Source organism: Glutamicibacter sp. (genome assembly GCF_032154645.1).
In the GTDB taxonomy this organism is placed as follows: Bacteria; Actinomycetota; Actinomycetes; order Actinomycetales; family Micrococcaceae; genus Glutamicibacter.
The window spans coordinates 126,645-151,975 of sequence record NZ_JALDXV010000005.1 but is presented as its reverse complement, the minus strand read 5'-3'; the positions used below and the strand labels follow the sequence as shown (position 1 = coordinate 151,975).

General features: G+C 55.1%; 19 protein-coding genes. 11 read left to right on the top strand and 8 right to left on the bottom strand.

What is annotated here, in order from left to right:
• Positions 1-43: 43 nt before the first annotated feature.
• Together abc-f and RUH64_RS06670 are read left to right on the top strand one after the other, a co-directional pair.
• On the top strand, positions 44-1,732 hold the full coding sequence (abc-f, locus tag RUH64_RS06675) for a ribosomal protection-like ABC-F family protein (RefSeq protein ID WP_313812286.1): 1,689 nt from the start codon (positions 44-46) through the stop codon (positions 1,730-1,732).
• Between the two features lie 126 nt (positions 1,733-1,858).
• The gene (locus tag RUH64_RS06670) at positions 1,859-3,748 is read left to right on the top strand and encodes an FAD-binding monooxygenase (protein WP_313812284.1); all 1,890 of its coding nucleotides are present in this window, start codon (positions 1,859-1,861) and stop codon (positions 3,746-3,748) included.
• Positions 3,749-3,957: 209 nt separating this feature from the next.
• On the opposite strand, the gene RUH64_RS06665 is transcribed toward RUH64_RS06670, so the two are convergent.
• Positions 3,958-4,320 (bottom strand): DUF488 family protein, encoded by a 363-nt coding sequence (locus tag RUH64_RS06665; protein WP_313812282.1) that lies wholly within the window; start codon positions 4,318-4,320, stop codon positions 3,958-3,960.
• Between the two features lie 234 nt (positions 4,321-4,554).
• On the opposite strand from RUH64_RS06665, the gene RUH64_RS06660 reads away from it, so the two are divergent.
• From RUH64_RS06660 to RUH64_RS06645, 4 genes are all read left to right on the top strand, one after another.
• The gene (locus tag RUH64_RS06660) at positions 4,555-5,007 is read left to right on the top strand and encodes an FHA domain-containing protein (RefSeq protein WP_313812280.1); all 453 of its coding nucleotides are present in this window, start codon (positions 4,555-4,557) and stop codon (positions 5,005-5,007) included.
• An 83-nt stretch (positions 5,008-5,090) separates the two neighbouring features.
• Positions 5,091-5,840, top strand: coding sequence for a MerR family transcriptional regulator (locus RUH64_RS06655; protein WP_396275990.1), 750 nt, complete (start codon positions 5,091-5,093; stop codon positions 5,838-5,840).
• Positions 5,841-5,881: 41 nt separating this feature from the next.
• Positions 5,882-6,361, top strand: a complete 480-nt coding sequence (locus RUH64_RS06650; RefSeq protein ID WP_313812335.1) for a bifunctional nuclease family protein — start codon at positions 5,882-5,884, stop codon at positions 6,359-6,361.
• Between the two features lie 244 nt (positions 6,362-6,605).
• Complete coding sequence (locus tag RUH64_RS06645; RefSeq protein WP_313812277.1) at positions 6,606-7,199, top strand: MerR family transcriptional regulator; 594 nt, start codon at positions 6,606-6,608, stop codon at positions 7,197-7,199.
• Between the two features lie 79 nt (positions 7,200-7,278).
• Here RUH64_RS06645 and RUH64_RS06640 read toward each other — a convergent pair whose 3' ends face one another.
• Complete coding sequence (locus RUH64_RS06640; protein ID WP_313812275.1) at positions 7,279-8,094, bottom strand: ParA family protein; 816 nt, start codon at positions 8,092-8,094, stop codon at positions 7,279-7,281.
• Between the two features lie 352 nt (positions 8,095-8,446).
• Here RUH64_RS06640 and RUH64_RS06635 point away from each other — a divergent pair, with 352 nt between their 5' ends.
• Both RUH64_RS06635 and RUH64_RS06630 read left to right on the top strand, forming a co-directional pair.
• The gene (locus tag RUH64_RS06635) at positions 8,447-11,899 is read left to right on the top strand and encodes a pyruvate carboxylase (RefSeq protein ID WP_313812273.1); all 3,453 of its coding nucleotides are present in this window, start codon (positions 8,447-8,449) and stop codon (positions 11,897-11,899) included.
• Between the two features lie 138 nt (positions 11,900-12,037).
• A complete protein-coding gene (locus RUH64_RS06630) occupies positions 12,038-12,577 on the top strand; it encodes a hypothetical protein (protein ID WP_313812271.1) in 540 nt (179 codons plus the stop codon).
• Here RUH64_RS06630 and RUH64_RS06625 read toward each other — a convergent pair.
• The 3 genes from RUH64_RS06625 to RUH64_RS06615 form a co-directional block, all read right to left on the bottom strand.
• Entirely contained in the window at positions 12,550-14,361 is a 1,812-nt protein-coding gene (locus RUH64_RS06625) for an AMP-dependent synthetase/ligase (RefSeq protein WP_313812270.1), read from the bottom strand. The genes RUH64_RS06630 and RUH64_RS06625 overlap by 28 nt on opposite strands.
• A 109-nt stretch (positions 14,362-14,470) precedes the next feature.
• Positions 14,471-14,905, bottom strand: coding sequence for a hypothetical protein (locus RUH64_RS06620; RefSeq protein WP_313812269.1), 435 nt, complete (start codon positions 14,903-14,905; stop codon positions 14,471-14,473).
• Positions 14,905-15,663, bottom strand: a complete 759-nt coding sequence (locus tag RUH64_RS06615; protein ID WP_313812267.1) for an alpha/beta fold hydrolase — start codon at positions 15,661-15,663, stop codon at positions 14,905-14,907. The genes RUH64_RS06620 and RUH64_RS06615 overlap by 1 nt, the downstream gene beginning before the upstream one ends.
• Before the next feature lie 136 nt (positions 15,664-15,799).
• On the opposite strand from RUH64_RS06615, the gene RUH64_RS06610 reads away from it, so the two are divergent.
• Both RUH64_RS06610 and RUH64_RS06605 read left to right on the top strand, forming a co-directional pair.
• Complete coding sequence (locus RUH64_RS06610) at positions 15,800-16,477, top strand: lysophospholipid acyltransferase family protein (RefSeq protein ID WP_313812265.1); 678 nt, start codon at positions 15,800-15,802, stop codon at positions 16,475-16,477.
• 105 nt (positions 16,478-16,582) lie between these two features.
• Entirely contained in the window at positions 16,583-17,974 is a 1,392-nt protein-coding gene (locus tag RUH64_RS06605) for a class II 3-deoxy-7-phosphoheptulonate synthase (protein WP_313812263.1), read from the top strand.
• A 75-nt stretch (positions 17,975-18,049) separates the two neighbouring features.
• Here RUH64_RS06605 and RUH64_RS06600 read toward each other — a convergent pair whose 3' ends face one another.
• Both RUH64_RS06600 and RUH64_RS06595 read right to left on the bottom strand, forming a co-directional pair.
• Entirely contained in the window at positions 18,050-20,338 is a 2,289-nt protein-coding gene (locus RUH64_RS06600) for a protein kinase domain-containing protein (protein ID WP_313812261.1), read from the bottom strand.
• Between the two features lie 148 nt (positions 20,339-20,486).
• Positions 20,487-20,735: a WhiB family transcriptional regulator gene (locus RUH64_RS06595; RefSeq protein WP_047118688.1), complete on the bottom strand. Its 249-nt coding sequence runs from the start codon at positions 20,733-20,735 to the stop codon at positions 20,487-20,489.
• Between the two features lie 355 nt (positions 20,736-21,090).
• On the opposite strand from RUH64_RS06595, the gene RUH64_RS06590 reads away from it, so the two are divergent.
• Positions 21,091-21,504, top strand: coding sequence for a hypothetical protein (locus RUH64_RS06590; protein WP_313812256.1), 414 nt, complete (start codon positions 21,091-21,093; stop codon positions 21,502-21,504).
• On the opposite strand, the gene RUH64_RS06585 is transcribed toward RUH64_RS06590, so the two are convergent.
• Complete coding sequence (locus RUH64_RS06585) at positions 21,501-25,223, bottom strand: FtsK/SpoIIIE domain-containing protein (protein WP_313812255.1); 3,723 nt, start codon at positions 25,221-25,223, stop codon at positions 21,501-21,503. The genes RUH64_RS06590 and RUH64_RS06585 overlap by 4 nt on opposite strands.
• Between the last annotated feature and the right edge of the window lie 108 nt (positions 25,224-25,331).

Here is a 25,331-nt window from a genome sequence, read left to right as displayed (position 1 = left end):
CCAGTTGCAGATAGAGATCTGCCGCGTGAGGAAAGAGAACTTCTTGACTTCTCAATACCAAACCAGCTCCATAGTTGCCCCTGCCGAATTCCACCTGGAACTGATCGATGTGTCGGTGAGCTTCGGAGACCGAGACGTGCTGCAGGAAACGAACCTGCTTCTGAACGCCACCGACCGAATTGCAATTGTCGGCGACAACGGATCGGGAAAGTCGACGTTGCTGCGAGTCTTAGCCGGTTCACTGATACCGGATCGAGGGCAGCGGCGCGTCGAGGTCCCGGGTCACATCGCCTATGCCGCTCAGGCCCCCGAATTTGCACCGGGTCATACTATCCAGCAGGTGATCGACGCCTACCATCACAAGTTTAGGCAGCTGGAGCTGCTGATGACCGCTATCAATGTTCGCCTGCAATCTGCAGCCGGCAGCCAGCAAGAGGTCCTGATGGGCCAGCTGCAGCAGGTGACCGACATGTACGAAGCTGCTGAAGGATATACGCTGAATCAACGACTTCAGCGCGCCTTGCAGCAGCTCGGCCTAGGGAAACTCGACCGCGAGCGTCCTGTTGCCCGGCTATCGGGTGGGCAGCGCTCTCGGCTGGCCCTTGCCTGCGTTCTATGCTCGGGCGCTCAAGTGCTGCTGCTCGATGAACCAACCAACGACCTCGACGATGCCGCAATGGCTTGGCTTGAGCGCAGCCTAGAAATGCATCGTGGCACGCTGGTAGTTGTCAGCCATGATCGCATGTTCCTCAAGCGCTTTGCCCGTACCATCCTTGAAATCGCCGATTGTCACCTGACCCGCTATGGCGATGGATACGAGGGATACCTGCACGCGAAAGAGCAGGAACGCTTATCCATCCGTGTCGCCTATGAAACTTGGGTTGCAGAGTTGGAACGTTCTCGGCAGCTGGTGGCGAAGAACGCTTCACGGGTTGCGGCGGTTCCCCGAAAGCAGGAAAAAGCAGGTTTCGGACACGGCAGCTTCAGATTGCGCAGCCGCAACCATGGGTCGACGTCTAAGATCCGTCAGGCGAAGTCGCGCATCGAGGAACTCGAATCGCAGCCGGTTCAGCGTCCCGCGGAAGAACTGGAGTTTGCATTGCCGGCAGTGGGGCAGCAGGGCGAGGAGCATGGACTGCTGCTGAGCATTGAAGCAGCGACGCGTAAGGCCGAACCGCAACTATCTTGCGGCAGCTTTGATATCAGATCTGGGCAGCGTTGGCTGGTCACCGGATCCAACGGCGCTGGCAAGACGTCATTGCTCAGAATGCTATCGGGAGAGCTGGACTACAGTGGTGGAAAAATTCGCCGTGCTGAGGATCTGCGCTGCGCTTGGCTGCGGCAGGAAGCTATGCCCCTGCCGGGTGAATCACTCTTGCAGGCATTTGCCCTGGCTACAGACCAGTACCTCGATGACGCAGCCGATGCACTGGCCGCATTGGGTCTGTTTTCCCCGCGCGACTTTCTACGTCATCCGCTGGCCCTGTCGGCGGGCCAGCGAAGACGACTTGAACTCGCGGTTGCGGTGAGTTCTAGGGCCCAGTTGTTGCTACTCGACGAGCCGACAAACCATCTGGCTCCGGCGCTGGTCGAACAGCTTGAGGATGCATTGGCAGACTACCCGGGCGCGGTCATCAGCGTCAGCCACGACCGCAGATGGCAGCAGAAGCTGAGGCAAGGACCGCTGCACCGACTGGAGGTACAAACAGGAAAGGTGAATCTGCTTGACTAGCCGACGGCCTCCCAAATACTGGACCTTCATGTGCATTGGATCACAAATCGTATATGATCGGTGGAATTACATGAGCTAGAAATTATTGGCTAGGACCACTAAATAGGGAATCGGGAGGTTGAAGCTGTGCAGTTTCACCACAATGGATATGTGTCTGCGGATCCTCGGATCCAGCCAGCAGCGGGAGTTGGCACCAATCGCCCCGAGCAACTGCCCGATGAAATGGATGTGCTGATCGTCGGCGCAGGCCCTGCCGGCATCATCACCGCTGCGCAGCTTTCCGCCTTCCCTGGCGTACACACGCGGATTATCGACAGACGGCCGGGGCGTTTGGAAATCGGCCAGGCTGACGGCATACAGTCACGTACCGTAGAAACCTTCCAGGCATTCGGCTTCGCTGAGCGCATTACTGCCGAGGCCTACATCATCAAAGAGACGACGTTCTGGAATCCCGATCCTCAGGATCCGGGACGGATCATCCGAACGGACCGCACTGCAGATGATCCATCCGGAGTCAGCGAATTCCCGCATCTGGTGGTAAACCAGGCGCGGGTGATCGACTACTTTGCCGAGTTTGCCGCCAACTCCGCCGCGCGCACGGTGCCCGATTACGGTTGGGAGCTGAAGGATCTTGTGGTTGAAGAAGACGATGACTACCCGGTAAAAGCCACGCTTATCGGTTGCGCAGAAGATAATTCCGGTGTTGAACGCGTGATCCGGGCCAAGTACGCGGTCGGTGCGGACGGCGCGCGCAGCAACGTGCGCCGATCCATCGGAGCGAAGCTATCCGGCGATAAAGCGAACCATGCATGGGGAGTCATGGATACCTTAGCCCTGACCGATTTCCCCGACGTGCGCACCAAATGCGCAATCCACTCCAGCGCCGGATCAATCTTGCTGATCCCACGTGAAGGCGGCCAGCTTTTTAGACTTTACGTGGACCTAGGTGAAGTACCAGTGGACAATGGCGGCCATGTCCGGCAGACCCCTCTAGAAGAGATCATCCAGCGGGCTCAGGCAATCCTGAAGCCATACACCCTCAACGTGAAAGACGTTGCGTGGCATAGCGTCTACGAGGTGGGTCACCGGCTTACCGACCGCTTTGACGATGTTCCGCTGGATCAGGTCGGCGCCAGGGACCCGCGCGTCTTTATCGCGGGAGATGCCTGCCATACGCATTCGGCCAAGGCAGGCCAGGGCATGAATGTCTCGATGCAGGACGGTTTCAATCTCGCCTGGAAGCTAGGCTATGTGCTTTCCGGCAGGGCGCCTGAAAGCCTGCTTCGCAGCTATTCGGCTGAGCGCACGGTGATTGCCAAGGACCTGATCGACTTCGACAAGAAGTGGTCCTCGATCATGGCTGCTAGTCCTGAAGATCTTGAGGGCCAAGAAGGAGTTGCAGAATTCTATGTGCGTACGGCTGAATTTCCAGCAGGATTTATGACGGAATACGCGCCGTCAGAATTGACCGGGAGCAACGAGCACCAAGAATTGGCTCTCGGATTCCCGATCGGCAAGCGCTTCAGATCTGCCGAGGTGATGCGTGTGGCGGACGCGAATCCGAAGCATCTGGGACACCATCACCGCGCAGATGGGCGTTATCGAATCTACGTCTTTGCCGACCAACAACCAGTCGGCCAATCGAAGCGCCTAGCAGAATTGTCTTCATGGCTAATGGAATCCGACAGGTCGCCCATCGTTCGTTTTACAGCGCCGGGGGAGGACATTGACGCGCTATTTGATGTGAAAGTGGTTTATCAACAGGACTACAGGCAATTGGACATTAATGATGCGCCCCAAATATTCCGTCCCAACGTCGGCAAGTTTGGACTGATGGACTATGAAAAGGTTTATACGACCCTTGGTTCTCCGGACGTCTTTGACGATCGCCAGATTTCACGAGATGGAGCCATCGTAATCGTCCGACCGGACATGTATGTAGCGAACATTCTGCCCTTGGAAGCGAGAAGCGAATTGACGGCATTCTTTGAACCGATCTTGCTTCAACAGGTTTAGCTCGCGAGTTCGCCTTGGATGAGCATTCTGGGCTCCGCAATATACGTGTGGAGCCCAGAGGAATATCTTGCGGTTGATAAGAGTTGGAATTTCTAACTGAACCATTCAGTGTCTGAAAGGCAGAGCGATGAATAACGAGTTCCATTTCGATCTTCAGCAGGTCGTTGCCTCGGATCAGGTTTGTGTTGACGGAGTCTGTTTTGTGCCGCCTATGAATGCGACAACTGATCCAGAAGATACTTCCGAAGAATAACTGCATGGTTGACATGTTCGTCTTTGGCGCCATAGACGAAGGTCACCGTTGGATGCTTTGCCAATTCCTCAAGAAACTCGTCAACCGCAGGGTTTTGATTCAGCTCCTGCCGGTAGTATTCGGCGAACTCATCGAATCTATCCGGGTCGTGGTGCCACGCCTTGCGTAATTCTGGGCTGGGCGTAACGGACTTCGCCCACAGATCCAGCTGCATTTTTTCTTTGGATTGCCCGCGGGGCCACAGTCGATCCACCAAAATCCGGTATCCATCGGATGATGCAGGTTCAGAATAGGCGCGCTTGAGAAGAATATCTGTCATGGCTCTCACGCTTTCACTTCACTCCAAGTGTTCATGGTCGCTGCGCTATGAACACCATCCTTATTGGCATCATCCCACGTTTGAGCTTGGAGAGAGGTGAAAATATCGACTTTTCTGTTATCGCTTGTGCACTGAGTAGGCTAATCTGTAAATAGTTTGGTACACATACCGAACGGACGTTGATTGTAGGTTCGTCGTTTACGAACTTAACGCAGATTTTCTGGAGGACCACAAATGTCGGAACATGGGCCAGTCGACCCGCACAACGAGTCTGCCTCCGAGACGACTAATATCTCCCTACCGACGTTCCAGAATTCCTCGGAACCGGCGATCATTTATGCGCTGAGCGAGGATGAGAAGAAGGCAGTGGCTGCCCTTCCTAGCGGTTCTGCTTTGCTTATCGCCCACACAGGTCCAAACAAGGGCGCCCGTTTCCTGCTGGATACTGATGAAAGCATTGCCGGCCGACATCCAAATGCCGATGTTTTCCTCGACGACGTGACGGTCTCACGCAGACATGCAAAATTCGTTCGTACCGGTCAAGGTTTTACGTTGAGCGACATTGGTTCCCTGAACGGCACCTACATCAATGGAGATCGCATTGATTCCATTGCCCTCAACAATGGTGTGCAGGTACAGATCGGAAAATTCCGACTTAATTTCTACCAGAGCGTACCCAACCTTTAAACTGGTGAAGTTTGAAGTAATAGGTTTTCTCGCCAAACATGTTTTGGCGTTCATTTGATCATTGAGGTGTTTGTTCTTTGCCGATGTTTGATGCAGCCCGCAGCCCACGACTCGAGGCAGTGCGCCAAGAGAATGTGCGGCAGGCAGCCCTGAACATCGGTGAAGTACTATCCGAACTCAAGGAACAGTTTCCCCGTGTTACGGCTTCTAAGATTCGATTCTTAGAAGACAAGGGCTTAATCATTCCCCAGCGAACATCTGCTGGTTATCGTAAGTACTCGGCCTCGGACGTGAACCGTTTGAGGTTTATCCTTTCAGTACAACGTGATCAATACCTGCCGCTGAAAGTCATCAAAGATCATTTAGACGCGGTAGATCGCGGGGAAAATCCAGCGGCGTTGCCAGGTGGCGCCCCAGCCGCACCAGTAGCGGTCAGCAGCGAGATGAGCGAGTCCCTCGAACTCCATTCACGTTCCGTGTCGCTTGCCGAACTACAAGGAATTACCGGCGCGAGCGAAAAGCTAGTCATTGAGCTATTAAATTACGGGCTAATTGAATCGATGAGCGGTCTATTCGACGCTAACTGCATTCGCGTGACGAAGTCCGCCGTGCAATTGTCCGCGCACGGTATCGAGCCGCGGCACCTTCGGCAATTCAGGACCGCGGCCGAGCGGGAATACTCACTCATTGAGTCGATCGTAGGCAATGATCTGAGAAAACTTGAGGTGTCAGCCAGGGCGCGAGCGGCGGAGGAAGCCCAAGAGATCTCACGCCAATGCCTCGAACTGCACGATGCCTTGGTGCAGCGTGCTATTTCCCAGATCGACCGCTAAGCTGAAGCCAGAAGCGACTTTCCAACCCTCAGGGGGCAATGATGCTGGATTTGGAGTTCGCAGGTATACGGATTCAACTTCCGACCAATCAACCGTTGCTCTTGCTAAAAAAGCAACATGAGAATCTTTATCTTCCTTTGTGGATTGGTGCGCCGGAGGCGTCTGCAATTGCCATGTCTGAACAGGGCTTGACCCCGCCCCGCCCGCTGACTCACGATCTCCTACTCAGCGTCATAGAGGCTTTAGGCGTGACGCTGGATCGTATCGAGATCGTTGCGGTCCAGAATGCGGTGTTCACCGCAGAATTGGTTCTGTCCAATGGAAAACGCGTAGATTCTCGATCGTCAGATGCTGTAGCACTAGCCGTACGTGTTCAATGTCCGATCCAGTGCACCGAGGAAGTCATGCGCGAAGCTGGAGTGGTTATCGAGAATGGCTCCGATGGGGAAGAAGCGCCGGAAGAACAGATGCGTGAATTTCGCGAGTTTCTCGACAGCATCGATCCAGATGATTTCACTTAGGGCCATAATTTGAGGCAAAAGATCGTTGTGGAATATCGGACCTTGAAGTGTTCTAGATTCGAATAAAGCGACACGGATTAAAGTTAAGCTTGAAGGTCTTTGACCCGGGTTGAATATAGCCGTACCGTCGAGTCATAGGGATTAATCTGTTGGTCCTGCAAGAGCCTTCATCACTCGCACCTGCAGGGGTAGCTTAGTTTCCCACGACACTTTTCGATTCGCGCTGATTTGCAAGGAGCATTGGATGGAGACAAACCAGGTGGGCCCCCACACAGGGGCCGTCAGTGGTGTTCAGCGGTCCAATACTCAAGGCTTGCTCTTCACCGATGACCTGCCGCAGCTCGACGAGCACGCGGGGTATCGTGGACCAATTGTTTGTAAAGCTGCAGGCATCACCTACCGCCAGTTGGATTATTGGGCTCGTACCGGACTCGTGGAACCCGCGGTGCGAGTTGCCCAAGGATCGGGTAGCCAGCGACTGTATTCCTTTAGAGATATCTTGGTGCTGAAAGTAGTCAAGCGACTTTTGGACACTGGTGTTTCATTGCAGCAGATCCGTACAGCCGTGGCACATCTGCGAGAGCGCGGGGTAGAAGACCTTGCACAGATTACGTTGATGAGCGATGGTGCCTCGGTTTATGAGTGCACAAGTGCCGACGAAGTGATCGACCTTGTCCAGAAGGGTCAAGGTGTTTTTGGGATTGCCGTTGGACGGGTATGGAGAGAGGTGGAAGGCTCGCTCGCGCAGCTTCCTTCCGAGAGTTCACTGGACCAGGATCTGCCTGGCGATGAACTCGCTGCACGTAGGGCGGCGAAAGTTGCTCGGCACGTCGGATGATTTGGCAGCATTGATACAAAATAGAAGATCGTCGGCTTGAATCGTTAGATTCAAGCCGACGATCTTCTATTTAGATGGATTAATCGTTGTTCAAGTTGGATTTCCCCATGACATCCTTGAGCAGTGCATCGAATTGAGAGAGCATCGGTGCAGTGCTCTTCGAAGGCCAAAGGTGGACCGAGTAGGCTGCGCCTTGAATCTGCTGCCACTCTGGGTGTTCAGGAATCTCGGGCTTGACCATTGAGTTTCCGAACATTTGGCGCATTTCAGACAGTCGGAAAGTATGTTCTGCGGAATCTTTGCGAACTCGGTTTGCGACGACGCTTACCGGCCCCAAGGACGGAGCGAACTCGCGGCGGAACAATTCCAGAGCACGCTGAGTACGTTCGGTACCTGCCACCGAGAACAGGCTCGGCTCGGCCACAAGGAGTAGCTGATCCGAAGCGCTCCAGGCCATACGGGTCAGGCCGTTGAGAGACGGAGGGCAGTCGATGAGCACCAGCTGATAACCACTGGTACGGCTGAGTAGCTGGGTGAGGCGACGCAGGTCCCTGGTACGCAGGTCTGGGCGATCGTAGATGCTGGTGAAAGCGTCGCCAACTGCCACGTCAAGTACCGGAATTCGGGTGCGGGATTTCTTTTCCGCGGCTTTGGTCTGCCATGCCGCGGCGACCACATTGTCTTGCAAACGAGTTCGTCGCGCATATTTCAGCATTTGGCCGATTGGCTGATTTCCGTTGACTCTGACGCCCAGGCCGGTGCTGGCATCGGCGTGAGGGTCAAGGTCGATGACAAGTGTTGGAATTCCTGCGGCTAATGCCGCTGAGGCCAGTCCGAGTGTTACGGAGGTCTTTCCAACGCCGCCCTTGAGGCTGCTGATGCTCACTACGTGCACGGACCAGACCACGCCTTTCACTGTTCGCTTCTTGAACGTCCCACCGAATTAATTAGTCTCTCATCATCATAGTGTGCGTGATGGTGTTTCCCCGACTTTGCAACGGCGGAATTTGCCATTTGAACCAACTTAGTGATTAAAGCATCAGATTCACACAATGTTTCATGTGGTCCGACCATAGAAAGAAATGTTTGGGTGTTCTGTACGTCACGCGTGTAGGGTGTTGCCAGAAGGTGCTTGATTGAGTGCTTTTGCCAGACCCGACACATTTGTTTCCAGCTGGAATAGCGTTCGTGATGAGCCACGAACGTCGGCCACGGAAACACATGTGCTGATTCGATGTAGGGACACTATGTTTGAAAAAATCTTGGTCGCCAACCGCGGTGAAATCGCAATCCGTGCATTTCGTGCAGGTTACGAGGTAGGCGCAAAAACCGTTGCTGTGTACCCGCATGAGGACCGCAACTCAGTCCACCGTCAGAAGGCCGACGCGGCCTACCAGATTGGTGAAGAAGGACATCCGGTTCGTGCGTACCTGGATATTGATGAGATCGTCCGCGTTGCCAAGGAAGCCGGCGCCGACGCAATCTACCCAGGCTACGGATTCTTATCGGAAAACCCGGAGCTGGCCCGCACTGCGGCCGCCAACGGAATCAAGTTCATCGGCCCAAAGGCTGAAATTCTCGAGCTGGCAGGCAACAAAGTCGCTGCCTTGAAGGCCGCTCGTGAAGCAGGTATCCCGGTACTGGCCTCCTCAGAGCCGAGCGACGATGCTCAGAAGCTCATTGCCGAGGCCGACAAGATTGGATTCCCGATCTTCGTTAAGGCTGTTGCCGGCGGCGGCGGACGCGGCATGCGCCGGGTCGACAAGCGCGAAGATCTGCCAGAAGCGCTCGGCGCTGCGATGCGCGAGGCCGGAACAGCGTTCGGCGACTCCACGGTGTTCCTCGAGCAGGCGGTATTGCGTCCGCGGCACATCGAGGTTCAGATCCTTGCCGACGAGTACGGGAACATCGTCCACCTGCATGAACGCGACTGCTCGCTGCAGCGCCGCCACCAAAAGGTTGTGGAGATCGCTCCGGCCCCCAACCTTGATGAGAGCATCCGCCAGGCATTGTTCCGTGATGCTGTGAAGTTTGCCGAAGCCTTGGGCTACCAAAATGCCGGCACCGTGGAATTCCTGGTCGACACCGTTGGCGAGCGTGCCGGACAGCACGTCTTCATCGAGATGAATCCGCGCATCCAGGTCGAGCACACGGTGACCGAAGAAGTCACCGACATTGACCTGGTCCAGGCGCAGATGCGCATCGCCTCCGGGGAATCGCTGAGCGATTTGGGCATCAGCCAGGACAAGATCAAGGTTCGCGGCTGGGCGCTGCAGTCGCGCATCACCACCGAGGACCCAGCCAACGGCTTCCGCCCGGATGTGGGAACCATTACCGTGTACCGCTCCGCTGGCGGCTCGGGAGTGCGTCTTGACGGCGGCACCATTTACACGGGAGCCGAAGTATCGCCGCACTTTGACTCCATGCTCGTGAAGCTGACCTGCCGCGGCCGCGACTACGCGACCGCCGTGGGCCGTGCCCGCCGCGCGCTGGCTGAATTCCGCGTGCGCGGCGTCGCCACAAACATCCCGTTCATCCTCAACGTGCTCAACGACCCGCAGTTCATCGCCGGAGATGTAGCAACCGACTTCATCGATTCGCGCCCGGACCTGTTGACCGGCAATGAGTCCCAGGACCGCGGTACCAAGGCGCTGAGCTACCTGGCCCACGTGACGGTCAACCAGCCGAACGGCGCACGGATCGAAGGCATCGACCCGCGAGATAAGCTACCTTCCTTCCCGGGGGACAAGTCGAGCGAGCCGCTGCGCTCTCCTTTCGACGGCCCCTCTGACGATGCCCGTCCTGTTGACGGCTGGCGACAGAAGCTGCTGGAACTGGGCCCCGAAGGCTTTGCCAAGGCGCTGCGCAATTCCACCGCGGTAGGCATTACCGACACGACCTTCCGCGACGCCCACCAGTCGCTGCTGGCTACCCGCGTACGCACCCGCGACCTGCTGGCTGCGGCACCTGCCTACGCACACACCGTGCCGCAGCTGTTCTCCATGGAGGTGTGGGGCGGGGCGACCTACGACGTGGCCCTGCGCTTCCTGGGGGAGGACCCCTGGAAGCGTCTGGAGCTGCTGCGCGCCGAACTGCCGAACATCCCGCTGCAAATGCTGCTGCGTGGGCGCAACACCGTGGGCTACACGCCGTACCCCACCGAGGTTACGGACGCCTTCGTCAAGCAAGCAGCCGCCGCAGGAATCGACATCTTCCGCATCTTCGATGCGCTGAACGACGTCTCCCAAATGGCTCCGGCGATCAAGGCCGTGCGCGAGACCGGCACCGCAGTGGCGGAGGTGGCCCTGTGCTACACCGGCAACCTGTTGGACGCCAACGAAAAGCTGTACACCCTGGACTACTACCTGGATCTTGCACAGCAGATCGTCGACGCCGGCGCCCACATCATCGCGATCAAGGACATGGCAGGCCTGCTGCGCCCCGCCGCCGCGGCCAAGCTGGTCACCGCGCTGCGCGAACGCTTCGACCTGCCGGTGCACCTGCATACCCACGACACCTCGGGCGGGCAGATGGCGACCCTCTTGGCAGCCATCGACGCAGGCGTCGACGCGGTGGATGTCGCAAGTGCGGCCATGGCAGGAACCACTTCGCAGCCTTCTGCTTCGGCGTTGGTCGCCGCGTTGGAGTTCACCGAGCGTGATCCGGGGTTGTCCCTGGAGGCAGTCGCATCCCTTGAACCATACTGGGAAGCGGTCCGTGCCCTGTACAAGCCGTTCGAATCGGGACTGCCGGCTCCTACCGGCCGTGTCTACCAGCATGAAATTCCCGGCGGACAGCTCTCCAACCTGCGCCAGCAGGCGATTGCACTGGGCCTGGGCGAGCGCTTCGAAGCCATCGAGTCGATGTACGCCTCGGTGAACACGATGCTCGGCAACGTGGTGAAGGTGACCCCCTCCTCCAAGGTGGTCGGCGATCTTGCACTGCAGTTGGTCGGCTCCGGCGTACCAGCGGCGGAGTTTGAGGCCAACCCGCAGAACTACGACATCCCGGACTCGGTAATTCAGTTCCTCTCCGGTGAGCTGGGCAACCCTCCCGGCGGCTGGCCGGAACCGTTCCGCACCAAGGCGCTGCAGGGACGCAACGTCAAGCCGCACGTCGAGGATTTGAGCGAAGAAGAGTCAGCCGCGTTGCAGGGGGACGACGACACCGTCCGCGCTACCCTGAACCGTCTGCTGTTCGCCGGTCCAGCCCGCGACTTCGCCAAGTCGGTGGAGAACTACGGCGACCTGTCCGTGCTGCACACCCGTGACTACCTCTTTGGCCTGGTCCGCGGCGTCGAGCACGTGATCTCGCTGGGTACCGGCGTGCGCCTGTTGGTCAAGCTGATCTCGGTCTCGGAGCCAGATGAGAAGGGCATGCGCAGCGTGGTCGTCACGCTCAACGGCCAGTCCCGTCAGGTCAAGGTGCGCGATGAGTCAGTTGAATCAACCGTCAAGACCGCCCCCAAGGCGGACCCGAACAATGCAGGACATGTCGCGGCGCCGTTCGCCGGGGCCGTCACCGTCAACGTCCAGGTCGGCGATCTGGTCGAAGCCGGACAGTCGGTGGCTACCATCGAGGCGATGAAGATGGAGGCCGGCATCACCGCAAACGTCTCCGGCATCGTCGCACAGGTGACACTCGACGGCACCAGCCAGGTGCAGGGCGGAGACCTGCTCGTCGTAATTGAACCGAAGTAACAGCAGCCGGGCGGCCGGTTAATCGGCCGCACGCACAGGGCAGTCCGCGAAGAAAATCGTGGACTGCCCTGCTTTTGTGAAAAGATCATGGGGCATCGCCTAGACGCATGCCCAACAGCGAAACACGAGGGAGCCATCATGACGCCAGCTAAAAGTTCTCCGCGGTCCACCCTGGCGCGCCTGCGGAAATTGGCGTCACAGATTGCGGCACAGCGGGAGCGTCTGAACATCCTGCTCTTCACCCTCGATGTTGATCTGCCGAACGAGGAAATTGCCCGTCAGCTACAAGGTCAACTGGGACGTCTGGACTTGGCTGCCGACGTGGCCACCGCCGGCCCGGAGCGCGTGCGCAGCGCCATTGATGGAAAGTTCGACGACGTCGACGTGCTGGTGGTCCTTGCCAATTCAGGCAGCGAGGCGGAGGACCGGCTGATGGAGCTAGTTCAGTGGCTGCTTGCCAACGGTCGCACATCGTTGGCTCAGAACCTTGTCTTCGCCCAATGGGGCAGCTCCCGCCGCCAGACTTCGCCGATATTTGACCACGTGGTCTTGGAAGATTCCTATGTCAGCCAGATACAGCAAAGCGGCCGCAGGTTTCCCTGGGCCGCTGCATCCCACGAATCGTGGAATCTTGCCGATGCCGTGCTGAGCTACGCGGTGGGCTTGCGCGTCGAATAGATGTCTTCGATGACGTTGTTGTAGTCCCTGATCACTACTGCTCGCTTGATCTTCATCGAGGGTGTGAGGTGTCCGGAGGACTCGGTGAAGTCGTCCGGGACGATGCGGAACGAGCGGATCGATTCGGCTCGACTGACGGTGGAGTTGGCCTTGTCGATGACTGCCTGAATCGCTGCGGTGATTGCCGGATGTGCCGTTGCTTCCTGCATGCTCAGCGCCTTGTCCAAATGATGGCGTTCCAGCCAACCGGGCAGCGATTCAGAATCCAAGGTCACCAATGCGGAAATAAACGGGCGGCCCTCTCCGAGGACGAGGCACTGGGACACCAGCGCGTCGGAACGGATCTGATCTTCCAGAAGCGCTGGTATGACGTTCTTGCCTCCGGCGGTAACGATGATTTCCTTCTTGCGCCCGGTGATTTTCAGGAAGCCGTCGGCATCGAGTTCGCCGATGTCTCCGGTGTGGAACCATCCGTCGGTAAACGCGTCGTTGGTTAGATCGGGGCGGTTGCGGTAGCCGCGCATCACGCAAATTCCCTTGGCAAGGATCTCACCGTCGTCCGCAATACGCACCGCGTTGCCCGGCAGAGGCTTGCCGACTGTACCAATTTTGATTTTTGCCAGAGTATTCACTGAAACAGGGGCCGTAGTTTCGGTCAAGCCGTAGCCCTCAAGGACCGTCACCCCGATGCCATTGAAGAAGTGGCCCAGACGTTCACCCAGTGGGCCGCCGCCCGAGACTGCATGTCGGATGTTGCCACCCATCGCATTGCGTAGCTTCTTGTATAGGAGCGCGTCGAAAACTTTGTGCTTGAGCTGCAAGACGAGGGGAATCTTCCCTTCTTGCTGGGCTCGAGAGTAGCTGACAGCCACGTTGACGCCTGCGTGGAAAATCTTGCCCTTTCCACCGTCCTCTGCCTTCAGCATTGCCGAGTTATAGACTTTTTCGAAAACGCGGGGCACAGCCAGAATGAAGTTCGGCTTGAAGGACTGGAGATCGTCCAAAAGATGCTTAACATCCGGGGTATGGCCGGTGCGGCACGCGGCCGCAATATTGACTACGGAAATGAAGCGTGCGAATACATGGGCCAGGGGAAGGAACATGATAGTCGATGCACCAGGGTAGACCGCCTCAGGCAGCTCGGCCACAGAGTTTTCTGCAAGTTCAACGAAATTTGAATGTGTCAGTTCGCAGCCCTTGGGGCGACCGGTGGTGCCAGAGGTGTAAATGATGGTCGCGACGTCCTTCAGCTGTGCAGAGGTCCGGCGTTCTTCGAGAATTTCATCGCTGATATCCAGTCCGTCGTTGCTCAGCTTGTCGAGGCCAGGAGCAAATTGCCATACATGGTTGAGGCTTTCAAGTTGTTCTTGATGTGCAGCTTGTCGCACAACATTTTCATGCGACGAGGACTCGACAACGGCAGCTACGGCGCCGGAATCGGCAATGATCCACGCAACCTGGCTCGGTGAGGAAGTCTCATAGATGGGTACCGTGACGCATCCTGCAAACCAAATTGCGAAATCGACCAAGGTCCATTCATAGCGCGTCGCAGCCATCAGGGCGATACGTTCACCGGGCTTGATCCCATTGGCGATGAAGCCTTTAGCAATGGCGGAAGCTTCCGCGGCGAACTGCGATGCGGTGACATCCTGCCATCCGGAGTTCGAGGTGGGTTTTGAGAATAGTGCAGGATTAGCTGCCGAATTAGCATGACGTAGCAACAGGTCAGTGATGTTGGACTGTGCTGGCGAGTGAATGCGAAGTGGTGAGCCATATTCGCGCATCTAATACTCATCTCCTGAACTTGGTGTGACCCCATAAGCATCGTGACGTAATCCGCGTCACAATCATATTACTCTACAGTAACCTAGCGTTCTGGAAGTGCAAAGTCAGCTAGACCCTTGCCCCATCATCTCCCGGATCTCGTTCGGTGGGTAGGTGCAAAAGCAGGTAGGCGGCTCCGAGCAAAGTGGCGATGACCAGTCCGACATAGACATAGACTGGCGCCGAGCGAAAGAAAATCACGCACAGCAGCAACCCGAGGGGCCCGCCCAAGGCAGCTACCCATGCAAGATTGGTCAGGGGATTGCCAGAGCCCAAGGCATCAGGCTCTTCCGGTACAAATTCTTCGTCGCCTTCTTCAATCTCATAATCACGTGGTCTAAGCAGCGCGCCGGGTCCAGTGCTAAACAGATTTCGCAGTTGCTGCTGACGCTCTGCTGCACTGGGCTCGCGCGGTGTGTCCTGATCCAAGGTGCGAAAGTTCTCGACCAATTCGTCCCACCGCGGATCATCAGACCTTGACGGAGTCGTGTCTTCGGAGCCCATTAGGATCCCTTCATATTTTTGCTGTGCTGGTTGCGATGCTTCTGGAAGAAGCGAGCCGACTCCTCAAAAATTTGTTCTGCGTCGTAGTCCAAAGTGGCTACATGCTTGGAGTGCAATAGCTGGTGATGTTCGACAAGGGTTCCTGGTGTTAACCCTTCGGTCAGCACTCGGACGGAAGCATCTGAGACGATGTTGTCCACCGTGGAACGAAACAGCTGAACCGGTGCGGTGACCAAAGGCAATCGACGTCGGGTTTGATCGAAAAGTTGATACAGCTGGTGAACCGCAGCGACGGGTGTGCGATCGTAAGCCTGCTCGTCGGCTCCGCGCTTGGCAATGTCGTTGCTGATCGGTTCGACGGACCGCACAATGTATTTAAGCCACTTCGTAAACGGTGCAAGTTTACTGTCGACGACCAACCCGGGATTTACCAAAGAAACACTGGCGACGTTTCGGCGAGTGGCAAGGTGAAGGGCCAAGGCTCCACCCATTGATAGTCCTGCAACGGATACCGTTTCATGTTGTGCAGCCAGTTGGTCGTAGGCATCTTCCGTGGCGGAGATCCACTCGGAGAATCCGACTCCAATCATGTCCTTCCACTGGGTTTCATGGCCGGGCAAAACTGGGCATAAAGTTCTAAAGCCGACGCTTTGCAAGTAGTCAGCCCACGGCTTCATGGATGTAGTTGAACCGGTGAAACCGTGGATTAGTAACACCGCGGGTTCTGTTGACTTTTGCACGTCATGGTTTTGATTCATTGCATCCCCCTTGCATTGCCTGCGATCTTCCTCGAGCGTAGTGCACAATTGAATGGTGTGGACTCACCGTATGGGGGATCTTTCCCGTGGGTGAATTCGGGCCACGCTTGAAGACGAGAAAAGGAACTGCTGCACCGTGCTCTACGACTTTCTGAAACGATTCGCCGTCAGACCGTTGCTGCGTATTTTTTTCAAGATCGACATTCAGGGACTCCATAATGTTCCGGAGTCAGGTGGGGCGATTCTGGCGTCCAACCATTTGTCGGTGAGCGATTCGGTTTTTCTGCCAGCTTCCCTTGAGCGGTCGGTGATCTTCCTGGCTAAAGACGACTACTTCAACGGCAAGGGAATCAAAGGTCGATTCGTTGCCTGGTTTTTCCGTAGCATTAATCAGTTGCCGATGGATCGCTCTGGCGGTAAAAAATCTGCTGCTTCGCTGGCCAGCGCCAATGTTGCCCTGGCTGAAGGTAAGTTGCTCGGTATCTACCCCGAAGGTACTCGCTCGCCGGATGGACGGCTCTACCGGGCAAAGCTTGGAGTCGCCAAACTTGCCTTGGAGACAGGTGTTCCAGTCATTCCGATCGCAATGATCAACACCGATAAGGTTCAGCCTATCGGTCAGCGAATTCCGCATCCTGGCCGCGTGGGAATCAAGATTGGCAAGCCTCTAAACTTTTCGCACCTACAGGATGAAGCTAGTAACCCGGTGGTCATGCGTGAAGTGGCCGACGAAATTCGAAAGGCAATTAACGTTCTTTCTGGCCAAATCTACGCCGATGTCTATGCACCGACGAAGGCTAAGAAGAAGAACTAGCCCAATACTCTGCTTCACATGGTTCCAACTTTTGGTGGCCAGTGTTACGTCCTGTTGTTACATTTCACGCGGTGCTTTAGGAAGAAGCCACGTAGACTTATCAAGGTGAGCGAAGTAAACCGAACCCCATTGCCAGGCTCCTCTGTAGCCGGCCCCGCCACCGACCCGCAACTTGATCTGTGGCGTGATCTGCCTATTGCCCAACAGCCCACTTGGAGTGAGCATCCGGACTATAGCGCGTCAATTGCTGAACTGGGTTCGCGTCCGCCACTGGTATTTGCTGGCGAGGTAGATGTCTTGCGAGAGCGTTTGGCCCAGGCCGCTCAGGGCAAGGCTTTCCTGCTGCAGGGAGGCGACTGCGCTGAAACTTTTGCCGACGCCACCGCAGATAAGATTTCCGCACGCGTTCGCACCATCTTGCAGATGGCAGTAGTCCTGACCTATGGCGCATCCATGCCGGTCATTAAGATGGGACGCATGGCAGGCCAGTTTGCCAAGCCACGTTCCTCCAATGATGAAACCCGAGACGGTGTTACGCTGCCGGCGTTCCGCGGCGACATCGTCAACGGCTACGAATTCACTCCTGAGTCTCGCGCGCACGACCCGAAGCGAATGGTCGATGCATACAACACCTCATCGGCGACGCTGAATCTGATTCGCGCGTTCACGCAGGGTGGCTTCGCGGATCTGCGTAGCGTACATTCCTGGAACCGTGGATTCATGGCTAATCCTGCACATTCACAGTATGAACAGCTCGCCGGCGAAATTGACTCGGCGATTCGCTTCATGGACGCCTGTGGCGCCGGTTTTGAAGGATTGACGCGAACTGAGTTCTTTGCATCGCATGAGGCACTGCTTCTCGATTACGAACGCGCGCTGACACGCACCGATTCACGAACTGGCTTGCCATACGATACCTCAGGGCACTTCTTGTGGATCGGGGAGCGCACACGCCAGCTTGATCACGCCCACGTTGATTTCCTGTCGCGCGTGCGTAACCCGATCGGTGTGAAACTCGGACCGAATACTTCAGTAGATGACACGATTGCTCTGATCGACAAGCTGGATCCGAACCGCGAACCGGGGCGACTGACCTTCATCACTCGCATGGGCGCACAGAACATCCGTGAAAAGCTTCCGAATCTTGTCGAGAAGGTCACCGATACGGGAGCCCAAGTTCTATGGGTAACCGATCCGATGCACGGCAACACCGTAACCAGCAAAAACGGCTACAAGACTCGCAAGTTCGACGATGTCATGGACGAAGTCCGCGGCTTCTTCGAGGTTCACGACTCCTTGGGTACCTACCCTGGTGGCGTGCATGTCGAAATGACGGGTGACGACGTAGCTGAATGCCTTGGCGGTGCGGATCCAATCCGTGAAGAGGACTTCGATTCACTGTACGAATCGCTGTGTGATCCACGACTGAACCATCGCCAGTCATTGGAAATGGCATTCCTCGTATCCTCGGCCCTGCAGAGTCGCGCTCGTCGCTAAGCGTCTGGAAACAATAAATAATGGTCCGGCAGGTTTCAAAATGAAACCTGCCGGACCATTATTTATTCGTACGATTTAGAACGTGTACACAGTGACTTCACTGCCGCGAATTGCGCTCTGATTCAACGGAGTTTGCATGCGTACAGTTTGCGAGAATCCGCCAAGCACGTTGTGCGTATTTACTGTAAAATCTGCGGCTTCAAGCGTTGCAACCGCGTCGTCAACGTTCATCCCCACGACAGAAGGTACATCGAGATATTCGGGACCCTTGGAGAGGTGAACCGTGACTGAACTGCCAACCTCGGCTGTTTTGTCGGCTGGATTCTGAGATACAACTCGATCTTTATCGACGTCCGATGAATATTCTGGCTCTCCTACCGCAAGCTTGAGCCCGCTAGCTTCCACCGCACTTCGAGCTTCATCTTCAGTCATCCCGCTCACGTCAGGAACGTCGACGGGCGCAGGTCCCTTGGAGTAATTCAAGGTGATTTGGCTTTTGTGGGCAATGCTCTTCCCAGTAGCAGGAGAAGAAGAAATCACCGAACCTTTGGGAACATCCGCTGAATAGGCACTGGTACTTTTGATTTTAGAGAACCCCAGGTTCTTCAAGTTTTCGACCGCTGTGTCAAGCTTCTGTCCCGAGACATCGGGGACTTCAAAAAGCTCCGGTCCTTGAGAGACTGTGAGATCGACACCCTGAAACTTCATGATGTTTGAACCCGAGTCGGGCCGAGAGTCCACCACACGACCTACAGCCAGGTCATCATCGTATGCAGTAGTGATTCTTACAGGAATTCCCTGATCCTCCAGTTGGTTCACAGCCTGTTCTTGTAGAAGCCCAGTCAACGAGGGGATGCGAATGATTGTTCCAGGGCCCCTGCCGAAGAACCATCCGGCCGATGCTACGAGTGCGACGACGAAAACCCACACGAGTGCAATGACAACTCTTTGCGATCCACTTTTGGCTTTCTGCAAACGATGCGTGGGAACTTGTGCCTCTTTGCGCCACTGCTTCTCGGCTTGCTTGTCGGCTCGCTTTTGATTTTTTGCTGAGGTACCTGTGGGCTTGGAAGCGCCGGAGTGAGCCGCCCTTGCGGGGACGTCTTCCCCAACGCCGGTCCGGCTGTAAGCTTCCGTGGCCTTCACTGACGCATCGGAAGCTACCGGATTTTCTGCATGGTGCAGCGCATGAACAACGGTTGCTTGGGCGTCACGAAGATTCAGAACTTCAGTTGCATCTGCCGTCGAAATAACAGACGTTGCCTCCGGATCGATGTCCGATGGACGGCTTGCGGCCTGGGTTTCCTGCTCTGATTTGCGCAATTGCCAGAGCTTTTCACGTTCGTCTTCGCGCTCGCGTTGCATCTCATCGAGACGCTGCTGCAAAGTGGTTGGCATGTGTGTGAGCGCACGCGGTATGAGGTCTTCCACATCGCCTAAGGAGTCGGCGTCAAGATCGAGTTGTTCATCCCTGAGCGTTGAATGAATTTGAATCACTTCATCAAGGAGCAGGCCCGCATTCTGCGGACGCCGCTCAGGGTCTTTCTCGGTGCACCACTGAACGAGCTCATCAAGGTCGTCGGCGAGGCCCGGAACCACTGATGAGGGCAGCGGCATTGGAGAATCCAAGTGATGCTTCATCAAAGCAGCCGCGTTAGTATCCGTGTACGGAAGTCGGCCAGTCAGCATCTGGTAGATCATGATGCCAACGGCATAAATATCACTCCGTGAATCAGCAGGGGAGCCCGAAACTAATTCTGGGGAAACATGAGATAACGTTGCGACCAGAGTGGCGGATTGGGTGTGAGCACTGGCTGCCCTGGCTAATCCGAAGTCGGTGATCTTAACTTCGCCTGAATCAGCCAACAACACATTGGCTGGTTTCATGTCGCGATGGATGATGTCTTCAGCATGGGCTGCGCTTAGGCCTCGGCATACTTGTTCCAGCACACTGAGAGTCTGTCGAGGGGTGAATCGTCCTCTTTCAGCTATTACTTGTTCGAGATTTCGACCACGAACGTATTCCATAACCAAGTAAACGATATTGTCCGTGACATTGTGATCACGAATGGAAACTACGTTCGGATGCGTGATGTTGGCGGCAATGACCGCTTCCGATTCAAAGCGTTCGCGTACAGTCGCCTCATTTGCGAAATTCTCATTGAGAATTTTGATGACAACTGCTCGATGGAGCCGTTTATCCATGCCCCGATAGATCCGGGACATACCGCCTAAAGCGAGTAAATGGTCGATCCGGTAGCGTTCATCAAGGGTTCGACCGAGGTTTGGGTCGGTATGCGCCTGGCTCAACGCGAGCTCACCCCCGAGCTGAGTTGGGGCGCCGAATAGGTGAGATTCACCCACGACTCCTTTCGAACATGATTACTACCTTTAAATGTACCTAGCTGACCTGAGAATTCCTTGTTTAAAGTCGAAATCCGCCAGCGGTGTCTACCACTGACGGATTTCGTACAGCGTCCCGGGTTGCGAGATCTACCTCGGGCGCAGTCTATTAGGATGCGCGACGTGCGCGAGCAGCTCGACGCTTTAGAGCGCGCCGCTCGTCTTCGCTCATGCCGCCCCAAACACCGGCGTCCTGGCCCGACTCGATAGCCCACTGCAGGCAAGTCTCAGTGACTTCACATCGACGGCAGACGCTCTTGGCCTCTTCAATCTGTAAGAGGGCCGGACCGGTGTTGCCTACCGGGAAAAAGAGTTCCGGGTCCTTATCCAGACACGCCGCGCGGCTACGCCAATCCATGCTAATTGATGCTCCTTGAAATCTGTGAGGGTGACGAACAGCCTCTCAATATGAACGCACGCAAAAGAATCACCAGATTTAGAGTGAAGTTCAAGAGTGCGGTTCAGCTACTGAAGTGCTCTTCGAATGGTCGGACGTTACGAAGGGGTCATCGTTTTGCCGACCACATAAGGTTTTCATGTTACGGGAAAGTAAACAAGGGTCATTCATGCGAAATATGTCGCATTGCCTGAGTGCTTTCTCACATGGATTTCGTCTTGCACATAGGCTACTTGACAAGGCGGTGACCACTACTTTCCAGACGGTGGCTACATTGCGTTTGAGTTCCAGACTCTGGTCGACGAAAATTGTTGACGTGAGCAACCAAGACATGAAGATTTCGCGACCGTCCAGCGTTGTTGTGGTCGCCGGCCTCGTGCTGCTTGAAGCACTTGCAGTGCTGGCCTATACGGTAAATTACGCCATCAATATCCCAAATGAAGGGTCACTGAATCTTGGGGCCCATCTTTTCATGTTGGCTTTATGCCTCTTCCTAGCCGTATGGCAGGGGACGGTTGCATTCAGCTTCTACAAGGGAAAAGCCTTCACCCGTGCACCGATCATTGTGTGGCAATTGTTCCAATTGATCCTGTCGGTGTCGTTCCTAAAATCTGACATTGCCATGGTCATCGTTTCGGCGATCATATCGATCATTGTCGCCGGTGCAATCGTCGTGTTCCTCTTCGCGCCTAAGACGACACAGTTTCTGGGGGATCGACCTCAGCGTTAGCTCCTCGAAATATTGATGGCGTGCAGTTGCCCTGAAATTTGGACGAGTGCACGCCACTGATTTCTGGCTGAAACTTTCTGTTGCCCGGAATCGAGCGGCAGTGGTGGCCAATTCGTTGGCAATAGGTCTTGTGGATGCTTGGCTTCCACTATGACCACATTTCGTTCGTCCAGTTGACCGCCGGGAATGCCAAGATCGAATGCAAGGCGTGAGGACGGCGGGACGAACACGACCATCTGATTCACAAACGTAGCCAGTAGTTCAAGGGTCTTAGCCGTGTTTGGATCCGCAGTTGACTTGAGTTCCACACAAAGGACTGGAACTAGCTGAGCATAGGCTTGTTTCTCCTGAGACCCCAGCCAATTTTCGGCCGCCTCAATTCCGATGATCAGTTCCGATCTCCACCTGCTGGCCAATTCCTGCGCTATGTCGCTTCGACCGTTGACTTCGGTGCATAAAAAGTAAGAAGTACCGACACTTGGAAGTTCGAACGGAATCGAGCGAAACGAGGTTTCACCGACGAACAATTGAGTATTCAGGTTATCGTTATGGCGATGTTCTCCCAGCGGCCACGATCGTCCGCAACCGACAGTTTTCGACTCTTCGGGCATGGAATTGACTAATTGAAATACTGTTGGGGCTGAATCAGAAACAATCCGCACACCGCGTCCAACCAATTGGCTACAGGGTGGAAGTTTAGGCCACGACATTTTTAACGCATCGGTTGCGTCGAGGGGAAAGTACCACTGTTCTGTGCATAAAGTTGAGGCCTTTAATAGGTTTTGATCTCGGTCTACAGCAAGGACAAGCCGTGGTTCCGGGTCGTGGCCCATTCGCAATATATCCATCAGTACTGCATCAAAACGTTGGAATGTTCGTGGATCAAGTTGTGCCTGCAAATTCGCGACGCCGTGGACAAGAATGAGAAGTCGATCTTTTCCTTGCCGAGACTCGACATAGTCGAGTGCTTCGTTGAATTCGAATCTATTGGAACCCGTAACACAACGTACATTTTCTGGACTACTGCGCGGATCGAATAAAGATGGTCCGAAAATTAGTACTCGTGGATGGCGAGATGCCAGAAGTTGTAGTAGTGCCCCTCCGCCTGATTCCGGTACTCCGCAGGCAAGGATTCCGCGCATGCTGGATGAACCAATGACAAGTGGATCCAGTCTTCCCTGTTCTAAATTATCGAGAAAACCGCAAAAGCAATCATCGTCTCCTACCTGTGGAATCGGCAGCGAGATTCCTTGCAACAGCTCCGGAAGCGAAGGCGCAAAGCTGCAGTGAGGGACTTGGGAAAGCGGCCAGAGCTGTTGAATTTTTTCGACATAGCATTGGATTGATCGGGATTCAGCTTGAGAACGTTGCTCGCCGAAGAACGCTGGCGGGCGAAGCGAAAGATCATTCGGACCTCGCTCAGCAATCATGCCTTGTATCGACGGCGGAACTGCCAGAGCGAATTGAACGTTCTGGATTCGTTGAACGTTCCTGGCAATTACCGCGCTTCCTGGCTTAAGCAAGTGTGCAGCAGCCGTGCTGCCTACCAATTCTTGCGATTCAGAGGCATCTTTGACTCGAAGTGCGATGATTGTGTTTATATTTGCCTTTGTCTGCCCGGTGATGGCACCAGCTGCCCTTTGCGTACTGAGCAAAAGATGAATGCCAAGCGACCGTCCGACTGCCGCGAGACGATCGATTCGCTCGTTCGCAAGGGGGATCGATTCGGCAAAGACTCGAAACTCATCGATGACTACGAGCAGACGTGGCATCGGAGCTGCGAGATCGAGCTCGTAATACTCAAAGAGATCGCTGCAGTTGTGCTCGGCTAGCACTCTTTCTCGCCGACGAACTTCATGTTCTAATTGCGCCAATGTGCGTTGGGCACTGGGAGCATCGAGATCGCATGCAAAGAGTTGAACTTGCGGTAGATCGCTAAAGGCTGCGAGCCCTGCGCCACCCTTGAAATCAATGAGGGCGAAGGCTATCTGCTGTGGACCATACGTTTCGGCGAGGTTAGAGACAACTCTTCGAAGTGCCTCTGACTTGCCGGAACCTGTAGTGCCGCAAATCAGCACATGTGGTCCGTCAACATCGAAATCTAAGTATTGCTGCTCATTCTTCTCGTCAGTTCCAATATTGGCGCGTAGTGAATTGTGGTTGGGCGCTGCGATGCCTTTTCTATGGCAAGAAACTGTAGATTCTTGAATGTCGATCCAATTTTGAACTATACGTGCGAACCTGTCAGCTGACAGGAAGGACGCCTCATTCAGATTCATGGACGTATCCGGTAATTTTGCTTTGGAGGCAACGGGGTCCACCCAGTAGTCGCAATCTTTCGAAAGTACAGAATTCACCGCAATAATTAATGTATGTTCTCGAGGATGCGGTGTTTCTGCAGTCAGATAGATCGTGTCCACGGTCGCCTCAAGCCCACGTGCGGGAAAATTAAGGTTGGTGTACGGGAATAACCTGTTGTCGGCGGGGTCGGTGCAGATTTCTTTCTGGATAACATTCCTAAGCAGCAGCACCTCTGGAGGCAACGCCGAAATCGACGAATCAATGAGGAGCTTAATTTCTCCAGAAACGATCTGCGGCAGGAACCTTGCGATGAGAGCATAAAGTAGCCCTGCACCGGAAGAATTCTGGTCGCAGACTATTTGCCAAGTTTCGGCTTTAGAAGGAGAAAAAATCGGCATGTTCTGAACTTCTGTCAACTGTCGCGTGCGTGCTGGAAACTTCAGTCTTTTACGCGGTTGGCATTGCCGATCGCCAACTTTGCTTCCTGGTAAATTCCACGTACCTTTGCCGAACACCAACGGTGGCAGCGTTCTACTTGGAATCCTGTGCTTCATCCTGCTCATTCCAGCAATCAAGGCGGTGCCTAAAGGTGGCGCAAAATCGCATCGTGCTTGGCAAACTTCGGCCTGTAGCTTCATGGCCTGGTGTTTCCACGCTCGGCGTTGGACCAGAAGTTGACCAGCCGGAACCAGACCAAGTGAGGCAGACAAGCCGCTAATTGCTAAAAAGAGTAGTGATCTAGTGAAAAGCGCCAGAAGCACTCCGGAGAGTACTGGGATGAGCGAGGCCAGACAGAGAGTAAGTAATCGCCCGAGTTCGGGAGCTTCCGGAAGCTCGAATGCTAGTTCGTTTGAATGAACTGCAAATGATTTATCTTCGCGATCGGGTTCTCCAATTTGCAAGACCGTATTTCCTAGTAAGAGTGTATTTCCCTCGAATAATTCGGTTTCTCCTGTGATTAGCTTCGTCTCTGTGCCGGATTGTATTTGTACTGATGTATCGGCCAATGTCTTGAGTGATAGGCGATGGGCACCGACAGAGATTACTGCGTGGACTCTTGAAATCTGGGGATCAGAAAGTCGCAATGGTGCACAACGACCTATGTCGTGGCTCCCTTGAGTAAGTTCGATGAATGCGCCTGCATCTTGGCCTTCGAGTACGAATAGCTTCAAGGCCGAGCCCGACGAATATGAGCTCGACCGAACATAGGGCACATCCGATAGGAATAATGATTGTGACGGTAGCACCGAGTCAATTTCATTCAATGGCTCTTCACCCAAAAACAATGTTTGATTAGGAAAATTGTCTTGCAGAATTTTCGACATTTGCTGCCCGGACAGTTCGGTGTTGGCTTCTACATAGAACTGATGCGGTCGCGAGAGTGTTCGCGATGCGACAACTACTTCATACTTTTGCATCGATCCTCACTTCTTCATTGCTCAACGGATTGAATACCGATCTGAGCACGAACGACGTGTGTCGCATGAACTGAATTGTCGAAGTGTGGAAATTTCAAAGGCTTTATC